The organism is Sodalis sp. RH24 (assembly GCF_047324145.1).
In the GTDB taxonomy this organism is placed as follows: Bacteria; Pseudomonadota; Gammaproteobacteria; order Enterobacterales; family Enterobacteriaceae; genus Acerihabitans.
The window spans coordinates 2,846,811-2,867,732 of record NZ_CP178729.1 but is presented as its reverse complement, the minus strand read 5'-3'; the positions used below and the strand labels follow the sequence as shown (position 1 = coordinate 2,867,732).

Genomic DNA, 20,922 nt, shown 5'->3' with positions numbered 1-20,922 from the left:
AAAGAAAAAGGTCCATGCTGTTTTCACCGGCCCCGACAGGGTATGGCCGGCAACCCGACAGGAGAACAGCATGAATAACGCTACATCGCGCGTCGCCATCATTACCGGCGCCTCAAGAGGCATCGGCGCCGCCATCGCCCGGCGCCTGGCCCATGACGGTTATACCGTTATCGTTAATTATTCGCGCCAGCAGCAAGAGGCCGACGCGCTGGTCAGCCAGATCGCGCAGGCCGGCGGCCATGCCCTCAGCGCCCAGGGCGACGTCAGCGACCCGGCGACTTTTACCACCTTGTTTGATCGGGCGGAAGAGGCGTTCGGCGGGGTGGATATCCTGGTCAATAATGCCGGCATCATGAACCTGAGCACCCTGGCGGACAGCGACGACGCGCTGTTTGATCGCCAGATCGCAATCAACCTGAAAGGCACTTTTAACGGATTGCGGGAAGCGGCGCGGCGCCTGCGCACTGGCGGCAGCATCGTCAATTTTTCCACCAGCGTCGTCGGCCTGCGGCTTGAAACCTACGGCGTCTACGCCGCCACCAAGGCGGCAGTGGAAACCCTGACCGCCATCCTGGCTAAGGAACTGCGCGGCCGCGCGATCAACGTCAATGCCGTCGCTCCCGGACCAACGGGAACCGACTTGTTTTTAAAAGGCAAACCGCAGGAAGTGGTTGACCGCATGGCCAAAATGGCGCCGCTGGAACGCCTGGGCACGCCGGAGGATATTGCCGCCGTGGTGGCGTTCCTGGTGGGTGCCGACGGTGCCTGGATCAATGGCCAGGTGCTGCGCGCCAACGGCGGGCTGATCTAACGCCTTTTCAGTCGATTCATTTCATCTTGAAAAGAGGTTTGGCCATGAAACACGCGATCGTGATAACCGGCGCCTCCAGCGGCTTTGGCGCCCTGACCGTACGGGCGCTGGCCGCAGCCGGACATACCGTTTACGCCGGCATGCGTGAAACCACCGGGCGCAACGCGCCGCAGGCGGCCGAAGCCCGGCGCTATGCCGCCGAACGGGGCGTCGATCTGCGCCCTGTGGAGCTGGACGTCGTGTCCGACGCATCGGTGCAGGCCGCCACTGCCGGCATTATCAGGGAGTGTGGCAGGCTGGATGTGGTGATCCATAATGCCGGTCATATGTCGTTCGGCCCGGCGGAGGCGTTTACCCCGGAACAATTTGCCCAACTGTACGATATCAACGTGCTCAGCACCCAACGCGTAAACCGCGCCGCCTTGCCGCAGCTGCGCAAGCAGGGCAGGGGATTGGTGGTATGGGTGTCGTCCAGCAGCGCCAGGGGAGGCACGCCGCCCTACCTGTCTCCTTACTTCGCCGCCAAGGCGGCGATGGATTCACTGGCCGTCTCTTACGCCGCGGAACTGAGTCGCTGGGGAATTGAAACCAGCATTATCGTGCCGGGGGCGTTTACCCGCGGCACCCATCACTTCGCTCATGCCGGGGCGCCGGCCGATGCGCCGCGCGCCGCGGAATACGATCAGGGGCCCTACACCGGGCTGGCGGAGCAGAGCCTGAAGGGGTTGTCTTCGCTGGAGCCGGCGAATGCCGATGTCGCCGAGGTGGCCAGGGCCATCGTCCGGGTCGTGGATATGCCCTTCGGCACCCGGCCGTTCCGGGTGCATATCGACCCGTCCGGGGACGGCTGCGAGGTGGTCAATGGCATGGCGGACCGGGTGCGCGCCGAACTGTTCCGCCGCATCGGCCTGGAAGACTTATTAAAACCGCACAACCGGTAGTATCTCAAGGCGCTTATGGTCTGGCATCCATCCTGTTACCGCCGCGACGGATCGCGGCGGTGATGTTCATCAGCTGTAGGGCCATAATGGCAACGTATGGTTCGCGGTAGTTATGGGCATGGGATAAATCAATTCGGTAAGACGGCGGAAATTCTTGACGGAAAAAAGGATATCGAAAAAACACTGCAGGTAATATTCGTCCGCTTCCGCAATATAGTCCTGGTACTCCCTGAGAATATGATAAATTTTTTCTTCAGACTCTTTATCCAACTGCTGCCGGTAGAGGCCGGTAAAATCATAGAAATTCATATCGCGAATGATAAGTCGCGCTAAATCACTCAAAATATCGGGTAAAAAAGTGACGTTTCGTTTGATGCGGGCGTTATTGAGTGATTTTCTGATGGTAATAAGCATTTCCACCATATCAGCCAGGCGCCTGGTTTTTGCATAGCCCCGGCGATGTTCAGTAGCGCCATGCCTGTGCGTTACCGGCGCTGGCAATGCTTCACCCGGTTCGACGGTAGAGGGTGAAAAGCGGGTAAACCAATGGGGCTGCCGTTGCCTGATGTTATCTGTCGCCAGATAGGGGCCCAGCTGGATGTTGAGCCTGAGATCATTAGCCAGCACCTGTCCCCGCTGGGAATGAGGCGCAAATCCATCAAAGAGGGTGATTAATTCCATATATCGTACCTGCGCGAGGTCGGGCAGCTTGCTGTTGGCATAAACCAGACCGCGGATAATGTGCGCCATTTCGCGGGGGCGGGAGGGATAAATATTTTGTGGGACAGCCTCCATTTTAAGCGTCAGCACCGCGGGATTATCAGCCGAAGCCGCCAGCGTCCAGGTATTTTGGGTCAGCGTTTTTTCCCTTGCGGCCACAGGAAATTCTGCGATGGCCTCTTCACCATACGTAGTGGTGTTAACAATCTTCTGAAACGCCAGCCTGTCCGACATAACGGGTTCATCAGGCGGCGCGTTAAAAAGATTACCTGCGATCAGGGTATATTGTTCGGACGTGTTTCTTATCGTGAGCTTGCCTTCGGAAAAAGTACCCATTTCTTCGGCCAGGATAATCGAAGGCCCGGTCTCGAACAGCGGGTTAAATAAATTATTGCCTACGCCTGCAAAGCGGCCATCGCCGACGCTGAGTAATAAATGGCTTAAATATAAATCATCATAGAATACCGCGAGCAATTTTCCCGGCTTTATTTTTAACAAATCATCGATTTCTAGCAGTTCGACACCGGCTGACATGTAGCTCTGGCTGGGATAATTTTGACCTAATGCCCGCGTGGTTTTTTGCTGCATATCTTCCGTTTCCTGGGCGCTGAGAAGTTTAGCCTCTTTCAAAATGAGAAAAGGAAAGGTCACTTTCATATGATGATTTTCATCTGTTCGATCAATACGATCATATTCAGCGGTCATGTTACGCGCTGCCGACAAAACGGAAGGGGTATCATCATACTCAGCAGGTAATTTTTCCTTGACATAGCGATAATAATATTTAATCCCTGCGGTTTTATACCATATAGGTTCACGCAGCAAGAACGCGCCTTTGACGTATTTTCCCGGATGTTCCGCCTCACGATAGGGAAAGGCGATAGCCGATTTAATTTTACTGAAATCTTTGTATTTTATCAGGGGGTAATCGTTGCTGATGGTTTTTTTAATCAGATATGCCCATTCGGGTTCATTAAAAACCTGCCGGTCTTCAATGAGCCCGGCTCCGTACGGACGAAGGTAGGTCATATCAACAATATAATTATTCCCATTTATCTTTAAGACTAAAACAATATGATCTACCGGCAAACGATCGTGCTCATTCTGCCATAAGCGTTGCATGCGGTAGGCGACGCCCACTCCCCCATCCAGTGCTAAACCGGTTACAAAGTGGCGCAGCATAATGTTTTCCTCACCGGATCCCTGCGTAAAGACCTCACGGAATTTATGCTCGTCGGCAAGACAAACTACAAAGTCGGTTAACATATTACTTATGTCGCTGTTTTGGTCAAATAAATTTTTCATATGGGTGGTGTAGTCATTTACCATGATTTCTAACATGTAAATGTACATCCATTTATTGTCCCGGTAATGGTCTTTCGTAAATTGTATGGCGCGTAATGGTTCCATGGTAAAAATATCAATTTCTTTATTTATATGCCGGGTTCGACGGCCGGAGCGCATGTATATAGGGAAGCGGTCATTATCCAAAAAATAGGTGGCACTCCATTTGCCTTTATCGTTTTTATACATAGGGATGGCGTAATTGAAATTTATAACCTCGGTCGGTTTGACGACACGCCAGGATTTTATCGCGGCATCCCAAATAACCTGAAAGAAATAATCGTCAATCTCGATAAATTTCTGCGTGGTCCCCTGTCCCTGATCAAGGATAAATGTGCCATCGTTGTTTTTTTGAGAGAGCAAATTTTTATCAATTTTAGCGGACCAAAGAATAAAATTAGTCATTCTTTGCTCCATATTATTTAGAATAAAATTGCTCATCCATGAAATTACCGTGGCCATATTTTTAGATAAGTGATGCTTTACCTGCCTTGAGAATATGGAATGTATCGGCAACGGATTTAGATAACCGATAAGGCTGCTAACAACAGAACCCGAGCTTTTTCTTGCAATAGTGGGTAATTCTTCAACCAGTATTTTTGAAATAGCCCTATTCAGCTGCTTAACGGGCAGGTTATCGATATTGGCAATGTTAAATAAACGTTTGTATAATATCCCGGTTCCTTTGGCCGCACTACCGGTTAATTGCGCGAGCATAAAAGCCAGATCAAAAGTATCGAATATGATTTCTATGCCATTGGGCTGGTTGTCAGCGTCATGCCATTCCTTCCACAAGATTTCATAAAAGGGTATTAACGCCAGCAACTCTTGCCACCATTTTCTTTCTCGTAGCGAAATTTTTAACTGATCTGTTATCTCCTTTAGCATTTGCGTATTCCAGTAGTCCATTATTTCCATCAGCGTCTTATATCCATCTTTTTCTTTTCCCGCCACCAGAACATAATCCGGTGTGGGCATGCTGGCAATGTTTTCTTCTGGTTCAATCAGGAAAAGACTCAATGGCGACATACGCAACGTAGAGTTGTCAAAATGAATATTAAAAAGCTCTAATAAATCATCCGTTGTTATAGATATTTTCCGGCGATTAAGCCAGTTAAGGTCGAAATTGGTTTTTTTATGTTCAGCCCGAATAAAACTAAGTATGACATTCTCAGGAGATATCGATATCTCTTTGATAAATGGAGCGCTAAAAAGAGTGCATGCCATAATGAGTTTATGACTGTAAGTTTTAATCAGGGAAAAAGTGCCAAAGTTATTATTTGGCGCGAAGATATCAGTATTGGGAGATAATGAATTCTGGACGTAATTCCTAGAATAGATTTTAAAAGTATGTACTTCCTTGGGGGGATAGATCATATCCAAATAATCTAATTGCGAACGGGAAAGAATTTTATATGTAAATTGCCGTGCTTCCTGTTGTAGGGAATAAGCTTTATAATGGATAAATTGGTTATAAAAATCCCTGGCTGAATCAAATTCACTCGAGGGTTTCAACTCAAATATTTTTTTGAAATTTTCAACGGATCGCGACTCGAAATCAAGCGCGACCATTTTTTTTGCATCTTGAAATTGCTTGATGATAAATAATGAATTGAGTTCGCTTAACTGATCCGGCCGGACGCGATGATAATCCATGTACCAGTAGATTGACGCTCTCAAAAGCAGTTCAATATCGCCCATAGTAACGCGGTGGAAGTATTGGTTGAGTATGTCCTGCTTTGATTTGTTGCTGGCGTCGCCGGGGAAGGCCATTATCATCGCCATGATTTTTGCTTCCGCCAGCCGTTGCTCATCCGTGTTACTGCCTAACAACACTTGTTCGTGCTGATGCTCGTCGACTATAATTATTAAGGAGGTTTGCAGCTTTTCAAGGAAACTCAACAATAAAATGCATTCCTTGTCATATTTAATTTGATCGAATAAAGTATTAATCCATTGAGGATTATGCGCATAGGCAGGATCGTCCATACGCGCAAGATTGGTGGCCGCGCTTTTCTCAAGGCAATGTAATGTCTCTTGGTAGGGTAGCAAACTTTCATCCTGCCAGCGTTGGCCTGCGTTGTGAGTAGCTAGGCGGGTACGATAAAAAGCGATGTCACGCAGCAACCGGTCGATATGGGGATGATATTTATCACTGCCGTGGATAAAATCCACGATCTGCTTTGCCACCAGCTCGGCTATTTCCTCTTCGCTTAACGGTGGGACCGGCTGGTCAAAAAGATTTCTGTATTCAGTCAGCTCTCCTGGAATAAAAAGATAATTGCCCTGAATGCTTAGGCCATTGTTCCTGCTATACTCGAAAATATAATAAAAAAAACGCTTAATAAGAATCCGCTTGAGATTTTTGGGCTGTTCATCGAGCATGTCAATATATATTTCCCGGGAATTGTAATAGATGAGTCTGTCTATTGTTGGGATTGAATCACTAAATAATGATCTTTCGTATTTATGCTGCGCTTCTTGCATTAAAATAAGCATTGTATATTGTTCTCTATACATTTCAACATCGTCTAATGATGATTCTTTAATCAGTTGCAGCAGGTTTTTTTTGGCATCGGCATACGAAATGCCATTTTTAAAATCTATCAATTCACGCAAAAGTTTGAAATTGATTTTTCCCAACGCCTCTTCAATGTGGTGGCTAATCTGAGGATAAAAATCGGCCACCATCCTTTGCTCTTTGAAATAGTTTCTGCTGGAATTTTCATATTTTGTTATTTTGGCTGATGATTTAATACAATCTTCAATATTGTTTTCGATATATTTTTTGATCATTATAATATCAGTAAACTGCACTATATTGTTAAGGTATGAAATATCGTTAAATAGTTCAGTTATTTTGTCGTATAAAAAAATATTGAGATCGTACATCCATTCTAGCGAGTAAATTTTACCTTTCGCCAATGGGATATATTGCTGTTTAATTTCCGTATATAATTCTTTGGCTGCATGATTAGCGATATGTAAGTTTGTTTCACAGATATGATTTTTTCCATTATCGTCGTTTTCTGTTATCGGCGGGTCGGAAAACAAGGGCAAGGCGTGGTCATGCCGCCGCTCAATGTCATCTACCGCTGCCGCGCCGGCGCCAGGTAACAATGTGGGTAGAAAGAACCTATGACGGGATTGCCACAGGGTGGTTAATATGCCGGAGGCACGCAGCGGGGAAGGACCGATATCGCGTGCTTGCGCGTTGGGCCGGTGCCCCGATGCGGCGATTTTTGCTTGTTGCGGCCCCGGTGTGCCCCGGGGTTGTGCCTGGAAAATCCGGCTCGCGTAATAGCCGCTGACCACGCCCGCGAGATGCTCCAGCAGATTGACCAAATTGTCCATCCAGGTGCGGGGCGGACCGGCAAGATCGTCAATATGATAGATTTCCCCATCGGAAAGCAGCCACCGTCCGTCCATTTCCGCGATATAAACACCATAGCCGCCTGGCAAGACAATCTTGCGGGTCGGTATGCTAAGGGATTGATCGGCAATAGTGATGGTAATATTTTTTCCGGTTGTCGCCGTGGATACGCTTTCGGGATGTTTTTTAAATAAAGCCACGCAGGCGTATAACCGATCCGCTTTTAATTTTTGTTCAGCTGTTTCTTCAGTGTCAATACCGTTATGTGGTTTAGATACGCATTCGCGCTGCTTTGACGGCAGATTAGTATCATGTTGGTTCTGAACGTTGTTAATTTTTTGATAGTAATTATTAATTGTTGATGAGTTGGCATGACCGGCGACAGCGACGTTGGATTCTTTTGTTAAAAAGCAATTATATTGGCTGATAGTTGTATTTAACATAGTATCTCCAGTGATTTATAGGCATCTGTGCAGCTTGCCGACGGGAAAAGTAAGCGGGGCGCCATAATATTATGGCGTGCTATATAAGGCATATTGGAGCATGTTAATTAAGAAAGGACAGTGGATTTTTCGTTAATGTATTTGTGATAAAAAAGCGCTTGCTAACGAACGCAAAAAAATGCCGTTGTTTATTGTTATTGCAACCATAGGCGCAGCATGGCCGGCACAGCCGGTAATTGCGACAGCAGGTACAACACCAGGCCGATAAATCCCCCCACCAGCGTGCCGTTGATGCGAATAAACTGCAGATCCTTGCCGATGTTCAGTTCTATTTGCCGCGACATATCGCGCGCGTCCCAGCTTTTTACCGTATCGCTGATATGCTGGGTCAGGAAGGCCGAGAAGTCGGGCGCCATGCGCAGGGCCGCCTGTTCCAGATGCTGGTTTAACGAAGCGCGCAGGTTGGCATCCTCCGCCAGCGTCCGGCCCATCCAGAGGCCGGCGTCGGTCACCTTGCCATGCAATACCGAGTCCGGCCGATCCAGATCGTCTTTCAGCCAGCCGCGCACATCACCCCACAGGCCGCTGATATAGGTATTCAACACCTCATCGTTTTTCAAGTAATGTTTGATTTCCTCCGCCCGGCGGGCAGTAGCGGGGTCGTGTTTTAGCCGCTCGATCAATTTTTGCGCCAGCCGATCGAACCGCCCGCGCAGCTCATGGCCGCGATCGCGGCCAATTTCATCCAGCCAGGCGTTCACCGCGTTGGCCACCGCCGTGGCGCTGTGTTCGCCAAGCCATTCCGTCGGCAAAACCTTTTCTTTCAGCGGATGCTCACGTTTAAGCCATTGGATAATCTGATCGGCGATAAGCGTGCGGGTGGAAGATTTGTTCAGCAGTTTAACCAGCTGGCGCAGCCCCGCGTCCAGCAAATCCTGATGCCGGCCGTCTTTGGTCAGGCTGTCCAGGATGGCGCCGACGGAAACGGACAGGTCGATTTTATCTATCACAGCGTCCAGGGCGCGGCGGATAAAACCCTGGATGCGCCGGTCATCGGTAAAGTCGAGAAAGCCGCGCATCAGCTGCAGGATTTGGCCGCCCAGACGATCGGCGTTGGCGGGGTCGGTCAGCCAGCCGGCAATGGTCTGCGCCGGATCGTGTTTCCTGATAAGGCCGGCAAGGGACGACGTATTGAGGAATTTTTCCCGGACGAACAGCGCCAGGTTATCGGCAATTTTGTTTTTATTGCGCGGAATAATGGCGGTGTGGGCGGCGATGAACGGGATCGGCACCCGCCTGAACAGCGCTACGACGGCAAACCAATCGGCCATGGCGCCGACCATTGCCGCCTCGGCGACGGCCTTGATTCCATCGCGCCAAAAGCCGGGCGGTATAAACAGCGTCGCGACAAATATGCCCGCGGCCACGGCCAATAACAGCAGAGCCACCCGTTTGATTTTTTTCAGTTCCGTTTGTTTAGTCATAAAGTACTAATATCGGCATCCATCAGGCGGCCGTGGCCTTGGCGCTCTAACGCTCGGGGACAGCCGCCGGTGACTGCGCAGAAGAGGCGCACGCCATCGGGCGTGTGAACGACTTCTCGTGCGGTGGTTAACGTTCAGGTTCCTTAAGCGTAGTCGGCATTTCATCCGGCGGTAAACGAATAGGCGGCCGATCCCTTCCTTCGCGCGCCTTGCCGTTAACGCATTCTTATCACCTGCCGGCGCCGGCGTGTTCAAGAGAAGTCTTAACGCGTTTACCCGTGATTTGCCCTACGATACCGTCGGCAACGCCCCCGTCACCGGCAGCCATCGTGCAAGTTTCCTCCGCTGACGGCAACACGCTTGATGGTATTCAGTGTAATATTAGTGGGCAAATAAAATGCCATACAATATTAACCCGTTATCGGCCTAGCGGCGGACGACGGCAGATAATAATCAGTACCGGCAGTTATCTGTGAGCGTCGCATGCACAACAACCGGCGTAGCGGCCACGGCATCGTTGATTTTCGGAATCATTTACTCTATGTATAACTTTTTCTTTCGGACATGTTTGCACCGTTGCGTCCTGATGGTGTTTATCATCGCGGCGGGTTTTTCCCCCATCAATGTTGTCTTTGCCGCCGATCCCGCACCGGCCGGCGCCGCCCCCGCCGCGCCGAAACTGGTGGCCAGCGTGGAATTGCCCAAACTGCAAAAGCAGTTGGACAGCATCAAGCAACGCGTCTCAGCCGCCACCAATGACAATCAGCTGAGCGCGCTGAACGATGAGACGCTGCAATTAGCCGCCGACGCCGACGCGCTGGTGGCCGCCATCCAGCCGGATCGGGCCCAGGTCCAGGCTCAGCTCGATATCCTGGGGCCGCCGCCCGCCGAGGGGGCGATGCCCGAGACCAGCGTGGTCGCCCAGCAACGCAATGCTCTGAATAAAAGCAAAACGCTTATCGACGGGCAGCTCGAACATGCCAAGGCCATCAGTACCGGCGCCACCAACTTATCGGTGCAAATCGTCGATATCCGCCGCAATGCGCTGCGCACGCAGATGGCGCTGAACTCGGGCAGCATCCTGTCGGGTAGCTTCTGGTCGCCGTTGTTCAATACCGCGCCGGAAGACAAGCGGCGTCTGGACAATTTTGGGGAACAGTTAAAAGACGCCTGGCTTGCGGCCTGGGAGCCCGAGTGGCGCTTTGGCTCGGCCGCGCTGCTGATCATGGCGCTGGCCGTCTGGGCGTTGGCCAGTCGGTTATTGGACAAGCTGACGGCGTGGTTCTGTATCAATATCCTGCCGGAAGGGCGCCTGCGGCGCAGTTTCCTGGCCTGCGCCACCGCGCTGGTGACCGTATTCAGCGTCGGGCTGGGGGCGCAGCTGATTTTGCTGCTGTTTCTCCGCCATCCCGATGTCTCGCAGCTGGTGACGGATTTTATCATCGAAATCTTTAAGCTCACCCTGTTTTCGGCGTTGATTGCCGGGCTCGGCCGCGGATTGCTCTCCATCAAGCGCCCCTCGTGGCGGCTGATGGCCATCGCCGATCCGGTGGCCATGGCGATGCGTTCGCTGCCGCCGATGCTGGCGTCGTTTATTCTGGTGTTCGGCGCGGTGGAGCAGATGAATAACCTGGTCGGCACCAGCGTCGCCACCACGATTTTCGGCAACGGCATTTCGGCGCTGCTGGTGGCGCTGACCGCAGGCTACGCGCCGCTGCGCACCAACCGTACCCGGCGCAAGCTTCTGGCCGAAGGCGGGGAGCCGGAAGCGCGCAGGACGCTGGCCGGGCTGATTCACTTGTGCATTACCGTCACCGCCATCGCCATCCTTGTTTCCCTGCTGATCGGCTATATCGCCCTGGCGCGGTTCCTGACATATGAGCTGGTGTGGGTGGGCATTATCCTGTCCTGCCTTTATCTGCTGATCCACCTGGTGGTGGATCTGTCCGATAGCTTGTTTTCCCCTGCCACCCTGGTCGGCCAGCGTATTAAACACTCCCTCGGCCTTGACGACCGCCACCTGGCCCAGGCCTCCACGCTGTTGTCGGCCATCGGTAAAACGGTGCTGATCCTGTTTGCCGCGGTGGCGTTGCTTAACGGCACCTTTGGTTCCACCACCCCGCTGGCGTTGCTGAACAAGGCCATCGATATGTGGGGCGGCAAGGGGCTGGAGAAGCTGAATATCGTCCCGGCGCATGTGATGAACGCGTTGATTTTCCTGGCCATCGGCATCTATGTGCTGCGCTCGGCCAGGCGATGGCTGGATAAGGATTTCCTGCCGCAGACCATGATGGAGCCCGGCATGCGCGCTTCGCTGGTGATCCTGTTCAGCAATATCGGGTATGTGCTGATCGCCCTGCTGACGCTGTCGACGCTGGGCATCCAGTGGAACAACCTGGCGTGGATCGTCAGCGCCCTGTCGGTGGGCATCGGTTTCGGCTTGCAGGAAATCGTGAAGAATTTTATTTCCGGCATTATCCTGCTGATTGAGCGCCCGGTAAAAGTAGGCGATTTGATCACCATCAGCGGCGTCGAGGGGGACATCCGGCGTATTAACGTGCGCGCCACCGAAATCCAGCTGGGCGACAGGTCTACCGTTATCGTGCCGAATTCACAGTTCATTTCCCAGAACGTGCGTAACGCCACCATGGGCAACGCCCAGGGCGTGGCGACCATCGCCCTGACGTTCCCGTTGGATATCGACCCGGAGCAGGTGCGTAATCTGTTGCTTGAGACCTACCGCGATCATGAGTCCATCCAGGATACGCCCGCGCCCTCGGTGACCTTCAGCCAGCTTGGCCCCAGCGGTATTACGCTAAGCGTAACCGGGTTCGTCAGCAGTCCGCGTATCGTGGCGGGCACTAAAAGCGATCTGTTATTTGAAATGCTTAAACGTATGCGCGCCGCCGGCATCGTGCTGTCTACGCCGCAGAAAATGATTTTCGAGAATTCGCCGCCGTCGGCGCCGGGCATACTGGACACCACGGCCCAGTAGCCCGTTAAAACCGCGGCGTCGGCAATGACGGGCCTGGCGCCCGGCGGCGGGGGATCCGTTATGGCATGGCCGCTATGCGGCCGGCCCGGGCAAGGTATCCTGTCCTTCACCCAGCGGCCGCTGCATCAGCAGCGTGTCGACCCAGCGGCCATGCTTAAACCCAACGGCGGCCAGGGTGCCGATAAGCCGGAATCCCAGTTTTTCGTGCAGACGAATGGAACCAATATTGCCGCTGTCGCCGATAACCGCCAGCATCTGGCGCCAGCCGCCCCGCTGCGCCCGCTCGATGGCCTCGGCCAGCAGGGCATAACCTATTCCCTGGCCGCCCATTTCCGGATGAATATAGACCGAGTCCTCCACGGTAAAACGGTAGGCATGGCGCGGACGATATAATCCCAGGTAACAGTAGCCGACCACCCGACCGTCGAGCCTTGCCGCCAGCCAGGGCAATCCCTTCGCCAACACGCCGGCGCGCCGCGCCGCCATGTCCGCCAGGCAGGGTGGTTCGGTCTCGAAAGAGGCGATGCCGTGCAGGACATGCCAGGCGTATATCGCCTGGATGGCGGTCATATCCGCGTCGGTGGCGTCGGTGATGCTTAAGGGGGTAATGGACACGTTATCGGCCTGTCAATCAAATACATCAGGCGTTCAGCATAATGCAGAAATTCCGCGCCGGGTAGCCGCTTTCTCTTATCGACGCCATAAGCAAAACAGGGTACCGCCGCATTTTGGCCCCGGCTAGTCATTTTGTCCCACGCCCGCCGGCATGGCCCGTGCACGTCGGAACACCGCGCCGTAGCGACGCATCCTCGGCAACAACAGCGCCGCGATAAGGCCCAGCAGCGCTGCCAGCGACAGCCAGGCCCCCGGCATGGCCTTATCGCCGCTGGCATGGATGAGATAGCTGGAAACCGCCGGCGTAAAACCGCCGAAAATGGCCGTCGCCAGGCTGTAGGCCATGGAGAAACCGGTGGCGCGCACGTCGGCCGGCATGACTTCGGCAAGCGTGACCACCATGGCGGCGTTATAGCTGGCGTAGAGAAAAGACAGCCACAGCTGGGCCATCATCAGCCGGCCGAACGCCGGGGCGACCACCAGCCAGTGCAGCACTGGATAAGCGGTCAGCAACATCAGGGCGCTACAGGCCAGCAACAGCGGCCGCCGGCCGATTTTATCCGACATGGCGCCCATGACCGGCAGCCAGAACAGATTGGAAACGCCGACGCACATCGTGACGATAAAACTTTGCTGCTCGCTGAAATGCAGCACGCTTTTGCCATAGGTGGGCGTAAAGGCGGTGATCATATAAAACGCCACGGTGGTGGTGGTCACCATAAACATGCCCACCAGCACCAGCCGCCAGTTTTCCGCCATTGAGCGCATGATATCGGCGGTATGGGGATGGTGGGGGCGCTGTTTGAATGCATTGGTCTCCTCCAGCATGCGTCGGATCCAGAACAGCACCGGCACAATCAGGCAACCGATAAAAAACGGTACCCGCCAGCCCCAGGCCGCCATGACGGCCTCGCCAAACAGATGATGCAGCGCCACGCCGAGCAGGGCGGCAAAGATAACCGCCACCTGCTGGCTGGCGGATTGCCAACTGACATAAAAGCCCTTCTTGCCCGGCGGGGCGATCTCGGCCAGGTAAACCGATACGCCGCCCAGCTCCACGCCGGCGGAAAACCCTTGCAGCAGGCGTCCCAGCAGCACCAGCGCCGGCGCCGCCACGCCCAGGGAGGCGTAGCCGGGCACGCAGGCGATGGTCAGGGTGCCGAACGCCATCAGCGCCAGGGTAAGCAACAGCCCCTTGCGGCGGCCGTGGCGGTCGATATAGGCCCCAAGCACCAGGGCGCCCAGCGGGCGCATCAGGAACCCGGCGCCGAAGGTCATCAGGGTCATCATTAACGAGGCGAACGGATTATTATTCGGGAAAAACGCCGCGGCGATGGCGCTGGCGTAATAGCCGAAGACCATAAAATCGTACATTTCCAGGAAGTTGCCGCTGGTGACGCGAAAGACGGTCATGATGCCGGCCTGGTGAATCCCGGCGTGGGAGTCAGGTGAAGACATAATTAATAACCCATGCAATCAAAAACATTTTATTAACATTGCCGCCGGGGTTTAAAAAGTGATCCAAGTCTCATTTATCTTCATGGCTACGTTAACCCCAAAGCAGAGAGATATTTTTGCCCAACCCGCGCATCCGCGACGTATTTCCCGTAAACTCATTGGCGCTGTAATTTTTTTCCGTGGAATTTTTTATCCCGCCCGCTGTCGAAAAAGTCGAACCCGGGAGGAGCCGAGTGCCCGAAGCCCGCCGCGACGCCTGTCGGCGCACGGCTCCGCGCGGTCACTATACTGCCAGTCATAGGAACCTTTTCCGGCATGGAACGAAGATCATTTATCAAAGCTTCATTGGCCCTGGCCGCCTATTGCGGCGTGCCCGCCATGGCATCATTATTCGTGCGCTCGGCGCAGGCCGCCGACACCGTCGCCGACGGCAGCGCAACCGCGTTTGATTTTTCCACGCTGAAGACCATGGCCGCCAATCTGGCGGGGCAGGCCTTTGGCGGTCCTCCGGCAGAACTGCCGAAGACCCTGGCCGAACTGACTCCCCAGGCTTATAACGATATCCAGTACGATGCCAACCATTCGCTATGGCATGACGTCCCCGGCCGTCAGCTGGATGTGCATCTGTTTCATGTCGGCATGGGATTCAAGCGCCGGGTGCGGATGTATTCCGTTGATCCGCAGGCCCATCTTGCCAAGGAGATCCATTTTCGGCCCGAGCTGTTTAACTACCATAACGCCGGGGTGGACACCGCTCAGCTCCAGGGGCGCGATAACCTGGGTTTTGCCGGTTTTAAAGTCAATAAGGCGCCGGAGCTGACCCGACGCGACGTGGTTTCCTTCCTTGGCGCCAGCTATTTCCGCGCGGTGGACGATACCTATCAGTACGGCCTGTCGGCGCGCGGGCTGGCCATCGACACCTTTACCGATCAACGGGAAGAATTTCCTGATTTTGTCGCTTTCTGGTTCGATAAACCGCAGCCCGCCGATACCACCTTTACGTTGTACGCGCTGCTCGACAGCCCCAGCGCCACCGGCGCCTATCGTTTTGTCATCCATTGCGAGGCCGAACGGGTGGTAATGGATATCGAGAAACATATCCATGCCCGCACGGCCATCAAGCAGCTCGGCGTGACGCCGATAACCAGTATGTTCAGCTGCGGCACCAACGAACGGCGCACCTGCGATACCATCCATCCGCAAATCCACGATTCCGATCGCCTGGCGATGTGGCGCGGCAACGGCGAATGGATCTGCCGCCCGCTGAATAATCCCCAGCGACTGCAGTTTAACGAGTACCTTGATGAAAATCCCAAGGGGTTCGGCCTGCTGCAGCTCGATCATGATTTTGACAATTACCAGGATGTGATCGGCTGGTATAATAAGCGGCCCAGCCTGTGGGTAGAGCCGGTGGGCGACTGGGGCAAAGGGTCGGTCAACCTGCTGGAGATCCCGACCACCGGCGAAACCCTGGACAATATCGTCTGCTTCTGGCAACCCGCCGAGCCTATCCAGGCCGGGCAAGAGCTCAGCTTCAGCTATCGTCTGTACTGGAGCGGCGAACCGCCGGTCAGCAGTCCCCTGGCGCGGGTTAAGGCCACCCGTACCGGCATGGGCGGATTCCCTGAAGGCTGGGCGCCGGGCGAGCACTATCCCGCCACCTGGGCGCGCCGCTTCGCCATCGATTTTGTCGGCGGCGACATCAAGGCCGCAGCGTCCCAGGGGATAGAACCGGTGATTACCCCCACGCGCGGCAAGATCGATAATATCGAGATCCTGTTTGTCGAACCGATGGACGGGTATCGTATCCTGTTCGACTGGACGCCGGACAGCGATTCGATTGACCCGGTGGAGCTGCGCATGTTCCTGCGCACGCGCGGCAATGTGCTGAGCGAAACCTGGCTGTACCAGTATTTTCCGCCGCCTCCCGATAAGCGTAAGTATGTCGACGACCGCCAGATGAGCTGACGGAACCGCGTTGCTTGCACCGGCAGCGCATAGGGCGGAGCGGGCAGCTCCGCCCTTTTTCAACGTCCGGGCCATGATGCGCGGCCGATCAGCGGCATTTGGGCCACGCTGAGCCACAATGCGTTATGACCGGGCCTCACCGTAGTGCATTCCTCCCCTCTCTTGCACCAAAAGCGGAAGTATGGCCGCCGCGTACGTTTGCCATCCTGGAAAAAATCCACGAATAACATGATTAATCATACGGTTACCATGAGTGTTTTTTGTGCTCATTATTGGCCCTGTAATTGCTTGCTCTTGTCTATACAAGTCCCACCTTCGCGTTATTTTCTGATGGAGCCGCCGTATGCCTTCCCCCATAACCCTGTCGATGATCGGCATTCGCAAATCCTTTGGCGACCAGGAAGTATTAAAAGGCATATCGCTGGATGCGCGCCAGGGCGAGGTGATTTCCCTATTGGGCGCCAGCGGCTCCGGCAAAAGCACTTTTCTGCGCTGCATCAATTTGCTGGAAACGCCGGATGAAGGCACCGTGGCCATTGGCGGCGAGACCATCGTCATGAAGCGACACCGGCGCGGGCATCAGCAGCCCGCCGATCGGCGCCAGATTGATAAGATCCGCGCCCGGCTCGGCATGGTGTTCCAGAATTTTAATCTTTGGCCCCATATGACCGCGCTGCAAAATGTGATCGAAGGTCCACAGCATGTGCTGAAACGAACGCGCAAGCTCTGTATCGAACGGGGCGAACAGCTGCTGGCGAAAGTGGGGTTATATGATCGCCGCAATTATTATCCGTCCCAGATGTCCGGCGGCCAGCAGCAGCGGGTCGCCATTGCGCGCGCGCTGGCCATGGATCCGGAAGTGATGTTGTTCGATGAGCCGACTTCCGCGCTCGATCCAGAACTTGTGGGCGAGGTGCTCAAGGTCATGCGGGCGCTGGCGGAGGAGGGCCGCACCATGCTGGTGGTCACTCATGAAATGGGTTTCGCCCGCGGCGTTTCCAATCGAGTGGTGTTTATGCATCAGGGCGCTATCGAGGCGCAGGGCACGCCGGAGGAATTATTTAATCACCACCCGTCCGAACGTTTCCGGCAGTTTATCTCCAGTCATCAACAGCGGGCGCAGTAGCGAAGGCAACACGCGCATGGCGCTTTACCGGGGCGGCCTTCCGGCTATAGTTGCCCGTACACCCGGCAGGCGCGCCGTTGGGCAGCATGGCAAGCCGGTATTCCCTAGGGATGTCGGCCCACGCTAAGCCACGCCGGCATAGGGATAGGGCATTGATTAGTCATGATATTGATGTAAAGGTGAGCGATTGCAGGTAAGGTAGGAAGGCTTCTCACTACCTGAACCCATCGCCGGAGGACTTATCATGATGATTAAAGCCGTTACCCGCGCCGCTATCCTGCTCTGCGCCGCGGCAATGATGCCGTTTGCCTGGGCTGCCGCCACGCCGCAGATCAAAAGCCAGGCCCCGGGCTACTATCGGATTATGGTCGGCAATGCGGAAGTCACCGCCCTGTATGACGGCAGCTCCACTTTTCCCCTGACCCTGTTTAAAAACGCCACGCCTGAAGAATTGCAACGTTATGTCGCGCAAGTGGACGGCGACGCGCCCAAGGTGGTTAACGGATCGGTTAACAGCTTTCTGATCAATACCGGCGAACACCTGATCCTGATCGACAGCGGCGGCGGCAAACTGCTGGGCCCGGGTTTCGGTCAGGTAATGGCCAATCTGAAGGCATCTGGATACGCACCGGAGCAGGTGGACACTATTTTATTAACCCATATGCATGGCGATCATATCGGCGGGCTGGTGACCGCCGACGGCAGGCCGGCCTATCCGAACGCCACCGTCTGGGCGGCTAAGCCGGAGGTGGACTATTGGCTGTCGGCAAGCCGGGCCGCCAAGGCGCCGCAGGCGCAGCAGGCGGGTTTCCAGCGCGCGCGGGATATCCTGACGCCGTTGAAAGACGCAGGCAAACTGAAAACCTTTACCGCCGGCAAAGACCTGCTCCCCGGCCTGCAGCCCATTGCCCTGCCCGGCCATACGCCGGGACACAGCGGTTTTGTCCTGGAACAAAGCGGGCAGCGTATTTTTTTCTGGGGCGACATCGTGCACTACTCCGCCCTGCAGTTCGCCCATCCGCAGCTGGCGGTGGGGTTTGACGCCGACGGCGCCCAGGCGGTGAAAACCCGTGCCGGCCTGTTAAAACTGATGGCGCATCAGAGAACACTGATTGCCGGCGCCCATATCACCTTTCCCGGCATTGGTTATGTCAGCGAAAACGGGCAACAGGGATACCGTTGGACGCCGGTGGGTTATGGCGAGGTACGCTAAACGCGTTGGCCGGGTTAACGCGGCGCGGCCAGGGGATCGTCGTCGAGGATAAAGCGCAGGCGCCGCTGTTCGACACGCACGCGCAGGTGACGATATTTAACCAAGTAGTACATGCCGACCAGCGCGGCGGCCAGTCCCGCGGCGGCGCCGATGCCCATTGCCCAGCGCGGGCCGAACCTGTCGGCCACCCAGCCCACCGCCGGGGCGCCGATGGGGGTGCCGCCCAGGGCGATGGCCAGGAAAATGGCCATAACGCGCCCGCGCATGGCGGGTTCGGTGGTCAGTTGCATCAGGCTGATTGCCGAGGTGGTTAACGTTTGCGCCGTCACGCCGATAAACACCAGCATGACGCTGAACAGCAGATAATTGGGCATAACGGCGGCAAGCGCCAGGCCGAGACCAAAGATGAGGGTATGGGTGAACAGTAGTGAGATGCCGGTGGTGGCGCGCCGGGCGGCGAGCAGCGCGCCGATAACCGAGCCAAATGCCATCGTCGAGGTTAACAATCCGTACTGGCTGGCGCCGGTATGAAATACGCTGACCGACATGGTGGCGATAAAAATAGGGAAATTCAGCCCGAAGGTACCCATTAAAAAGATCATCAGCAGGATGGTCTTGAGTTCCGGCCGGGCCCAGACATAACGAAATCCCCCGGCGAAGCTTCCCGGCGCGCGCATCGTCCGGTCGCGCGCATACAGTTCACCGTGACGCAGGGCATGCAGCGAGCCCAGCACGGCGATAAAGGAGGCGGCATTGATAAGAAACAGCCAGCCCGATCCCACCACGGCAATCAGTATCCCGGCAAGGGCCGGGCCGACCATGCGCGCCGTGTTGAACGAGGTGGAGTTCAGCGCTACCGCATTCGGCAGGTCGGCTTGCGCCACCAGCTCGGCGACAAATGTCTGGCGCGCCGGCGCGTCGAACGCCGTGGCGCAGCCCAGTAAGAACGCAAATACATAGACGTGCCATAACTGCACCAACCCGGTCACCGTCAGGAGACCCAGTGCCAGAGCCAAGATGCCCATGGACGCCTGGGTGGCGATCAGGAGTTTTCGCCGGTCGACATAATCGGCGGCGAATCCCGTCAGGGGCAGCAGCAGGATCTGCGGGCCAAACTGCAGCGCCATCACCACCCCGACGGCGGTGGCGTTATTATGGGTAAGTTGCGTCAGCACCAGCCAGTCCTGTGCGGTGCGCTGCATCCAGGTACCGATATTGGACACCAGCGCGCCGCCGGCCCATATCCGGTAATTGACATTGCGTAATGAACGGAACATCCCCGTGGCCGTACCGCCTGGGCCGGTCATTGGCGCGGGTCGTCGACAAGGCGTTGAAGCAATGCTACCGCGTTGGCCAGTTCCCGCTGTTCCTGCGGCGAGAATTTGGACCGCACGGCCTGGAACAACCAGTCCTCCCGGGCCGCCCGATTGTCGGCAACCCACTGCCGGCAGGCGTCGGTCAATGAGAGCAAGGTCTGCCGTCCGTCGGCCGGGTCCGCCGTGGCGCCGACCAGTCCGGCCGTTTGCAGGGCGGCCACGGTGGCGCCCATGGATTGCGGGCGCATGCCCTCGCACCGGGCAAGGCCGGTGACGGTCATGGGGCCCTCGCGCTCCAGGCGGATAATAACGGCAGTTTGCGCCGGCGTCAGTCCGCCCGGCCGCGTTTCCTCGCGCAGCCGGCGTTTCAGCTGGCCGATCAGGACACGAAAATCCCTGACCAGGGTCAAGGTACGCGCGGCATCGGCATCGTTGGGTAGCAATTGGGTTTTCATAACGGAATGAATAGCAGATATACAGGTAAACTACAAAGGTATCCTTCATAAATAGTGCGCGCGGATGTTAATGCCGGTAACCTGTTATGACATTACGGCGCCCGGGTTCAGCCATGGCAACGGGTAAAGCGCAACACCTCAGCCCCTGCCGTGATCCAGGTAGCGACGACCCTGGCCGTCATCGGGGGGCGGGGTGCCGGCGGGCAGCTTGCCGAACCAGCGATAGCGATTGCGGGCGACGGCGTTATAGATGCCGTCTTTGATCACCTGCGGGAAAAAACGCAGGATCAGCAGTGCGCGCCATGGCCAGCCAAGCTGGGCCAGGGCGGCGAAAAAGGCCGTCGAGCGGGTCGATACCTCGCCGTTGGCGATATAGGCGATGGTGCTGAAATTATCGGTGGGCAAACCGGCCCAGCGCAGAAGATCCTGGCCGGCTGGCGATTGCACCGTGGCCAGATGGATTTTTTTGCGCCGGTCGGCGCGGATCAGAAAACGCACCAGCCGCTGGCATAACACGCATTCGCCGTCAAACAGGATCACCCGCTCGCCGGCCAGCAAATGCGGCGGGGGCGTGAGGCGTTGATTGCGGATAACATAGAGCAGCGGCGCGGTTGATTTGCGTCTGGCGTTTTCCATGATGCTTACCCCCTTAAAACCGAT

The 20,922-nt window shown here is 55.5% G+C and carries 13 protein-coding genes; 6 read left to right on the top strand and 7 right to left on the bottom strand.

Annotated elements, in window-relative coordinates; all coding sequences use genetic code 11:
- Positions 1 to 70 precede the first annotated feature (70 nt).
- Both ACL2XG_RS13105 and ACL2XG_RS13100 read left to right on the top strand, forming a co-directional pair.
- Complete coding sequence (locus ACL2XG_RS13105) at positions 71 to 811, top strand: SDR family oxidoreductase (protein ID WP_410012324.1); 741 nt, start codon at positions 71 to 73, stop codon at positions 809 to 811.
- A gap of 44 nt (positions 812 to 855) precedes the next feature.
- On the top strand, positions 856 to 1,752 hold the full coding sequence (locus ACL2XG_RS13100; RefSeq protein ID WP_413722008.1) for an SDR family oxidoreductase: 897 nt from the start codon (positions 856 to 858) through the stop codon (positions 1,750 to 1,752).
- A 69-nt stretch (positions 1,753 to 1,821) separates the two neighbouring features.
- On the opposite strand, the gene ACL2XG_RS13095 is transcribed toward ACL2XG_RS13100, so the two are convergent.
- Together ACL2XG_RS13095 and ACL2XG_RS13090 are read right to left on the bottom strand one after the other, a co-directional pair.
- Positions 1,822 to 7,632: a hypothetical protein gene (locus tag ACL2XG_RS13095; RefSeq protein ID WP_413722009.1), complete on the bottom strand. Its 5,811-nt coding sequence runs from the start codon at positions 7,630 to 7,632 to the stop codon at positions 1,822 to 1,824.
- Positions 7,633 to 7,826: 194 nt separating this feature from the next.
- Entirely contained in the window at positions 7,827 to 9,116 is a 1,290-nt protein-coding gene (locus ACL2XG_RS13090) for a DUF445 domain-containing protein (RefSeq protein ID WP_410012320.1), read from the bottom strand.
- A gap of 586 nt (positions 9,117 to 9,702) precedes the next feature.
- Between ACL2XG_RS13090 and ACL2XG_RS13085 the strand changes: the two genes are divergently transcribed.
- The gene (locus tag ACL2XG_RS13085) at positions 9,703 to 12,111 is read left to right on the top strand and encodes a DUF3772 domain-containing protein (protein ID WP_413723555.1); all 2,409 of its coding nucleotides are present in this window, start codon (positions 9,703 to 9,705) and stop codon (positions 12,109 to 12,111) included.
- Positions 12,112 to 12,183: 72 nt separating this feature from the next.
- Here ACL2XG_RS13085 and ACL2XG_RS13080 read toward each other — a convergent pair whose 3' ends face one another.
- Positions 12,184 to 12,726 (bottom strand): N-acetyltransferase family protein, encoded by a 543-nt coding sequence (locus tag ACL2XG_RS13080; RefSeq protein ID WP_410012318.1) that lies wholly within the window; start codon positions 12,724 to 12,726, stop codon positions 12,184 to 12,186.
- Between the two features lie 123 nt (positions 12,727 to 12,849).
- Positions 12,850 to 14,184 carry an MFS transporter gene (locus ACL2XG_RS13075; protein WP_413722011.1) on the bottom strand — a complete coding sequence of 445 codons (1,335 nt, stop codon included), beginning with the start codon at positions 14,182 to 14,184 and terminating at the stop codon, positions 12,850 to 12,852.
- 315 nt (positions 14,185 to 14,499) lie between these two features.
- Here ACL2XG_RS13075 and ACL2XG_RS13070 point away from each other — a divergent pair, with 315 nt between their 5' ends.
- The 3 genes from ACL2XG_RS13070 to ACL2XG_RS13060 all read left to right on the top strand — a co-directional run bounded on the left by ACL2XG_RS13070 (position 14,500) and on the right by ACL2XG_RS13060 (position 18,491).
- Positions 14,500 to 16,152, top strand: a complete 1,653-nt coding sequence (locus tag ACL2XG_RS13070; protein WP_413722012.1) for a glucan biosynthesis protein D — start codon at positions 14,500 to 14,502, stop codon at positions 16,150 to 16,152.
- Positions 16,153 to 16,495: 343 nt separating this feature from the next.
- Complete coding sequence (locus ACL2XG_RS13065; protein WP_410012315.1) at positions 16,496 to 17,278, top strand: ABC transporter ATP-binding protein; 783 nt, start codon at positions 16,496 to 16,498, stop codon at positions 17,276 to 17,278.
- 244 nt (positions 17,279 to 17,522) lie between these two features.
- The gene (locus ACL2XG_RS13060) at positions 17,523 to 18,491 is read left to right on the top strand and encodes an MBL fold metallo-hydrolase (RefSeq protein ID WP_413722013.1); all 969 of its coding nucleotides are present in this window, start codon (positions 17,523 to 17,525) and stop codon (positions 18,489 to 18,491) included.
- A gap of 14 nt (positions 18,492 to 18,505) precedes the next feature.
- Here the strand turns inward: ACL2XG_RS13060 and ACL2XG_RS13055 are convergent, their stop codons facing one another.
- The 3 genes from ACL2XG_RS13055 to ACL2XG_RS13045 all read right to left on the bottom strand — a co-directional run bounded on the left by ACL2XG_RS13055 (position 18,506) and on the right by ACL2XG_RS13045 (position 20,898).
- Positions 18,506 to 19,768: an MFS transporter gene (locus ACL2XG_RS13055; RefSeq protein ID WP_410012313.1), complete on the bottom strand. Its 1,263-nt coding sequence runs from the start codon at positions 19,766 to 19,768 to the stop codon at positions 18,506 to 18,508.
- Between the two features lie 26 nt (positions 19,769 to 19,794).
- On the bottom strand, positions 19,795 to 20,262 hold the full coding sequence (locus ACL2XG_RS13050; protein WP_413722014.1) for a MarR family winged helix-turn-helix transcriptional regulator: 468 nt from the start codon (positions 20,260 to 20,262) through the stop codon (positions 19,795 to 19,797).
- A gap of 138 nt (positions 20,263 to 20,400) precedes the next feature.
- The gene (locus ACL2XG_RS13045; RefSeq protein WP_413722015.1) at positions 20,401 to 20,898 is read right to left on the bottom strand and encodes a thiol-disulfide oxidoreductase DCC family protein; all 498 of its coding nucleotides are present in this window, start codon (positions 20,896 to 20,898) and stop codon (positions 20,401 to 20,403) included.
- Positions 20,899 to 20,922: the final 24 nt, after the last annotated feature.

Coding starts and splice junctions, on each gene's coding strand:
- ACL2XG_RS13100 (WP_413722008.1), top strand. CDS start 856: ATGAAACACGCGATCGTGATAACCGGCGCCTCCAGCGGCTTTGGCGCC.
- ACL2XG_RS13105 (WP_410012324.1), top strand. CDS start 71: ATGAATAACGCTACATCGCGCGTCGCCATCATTACCGGCGCCTCAAGA.
- ACL2XG_RS13095 (WP_413722009.1), bottom strand. CDS start 7,632: ATGTTAAATACAACTATCAGCCAATATAATTGCTTTTTAACAAAAGAA.
- ACL2XG_RS13085 (WP_413723555.1), top strand. CDS start 9,703: ATGGTGTTTATCATCGCGGCGGGTTTTTCCCCCATCAATGTTGTCTTT.
- ACL2XG_RS13070 (WP_413722012.1), top strand. CDS start 14,500: ATGGAACGAAGATCATTTATCAAAGCTTCATTGGCCCTGGCCGCCTAT.
- ACL2XG_RS13045 (WP_413722015.1), bottom strand. CDS start 20,898: ATGGAAAACGCCAGACGCAAATCAACCGCGCCGCTGCTCTATGTTATC.
- ACL2XG_RS13060 (WP_413722013.1), top strand. CDS start 17,523: ATGATGATTAAAGCCGTTACCCGCGCCGCTATCCTGCTCTGCGCCGCG.
- ACL2XG_RS13050 (WP_413722014.1), bottom strand. CDS start 20,262: ATGAAAACCCAATTGCTACCCAACGATGCCGATGCCGCGCGTACCTTG.
- ACL2XG_RS13090 (WP_410012320.1), bottom strand. CDS start 9,116: ATGACTAAACAAACGGAACTGAAAAAAATCAAACGGGTGGCTCTGCTG.
- ACL2XG_RS13075 (WP_413722011.1), bottom strand. CDS start 14,184: ATGTCTTCACCTGACTCCCACGCCGGGATTCACCAGGCCGGCATCATG.
- ACL2XG_RS13055 (WP_410012313.1), bottom strand. CDS start 19,768: ATGTTCCGTTCATTACGCAATGTCAATTACCGGATATGGGCCGGCGGC.
- ACL2XG_RS13065 (WP_410012315.1), top strand. CDS start 16,496: ATGCCTTCCCCCATAACCCTGTCGATGATCGGCATTCGCAAATCCTTT.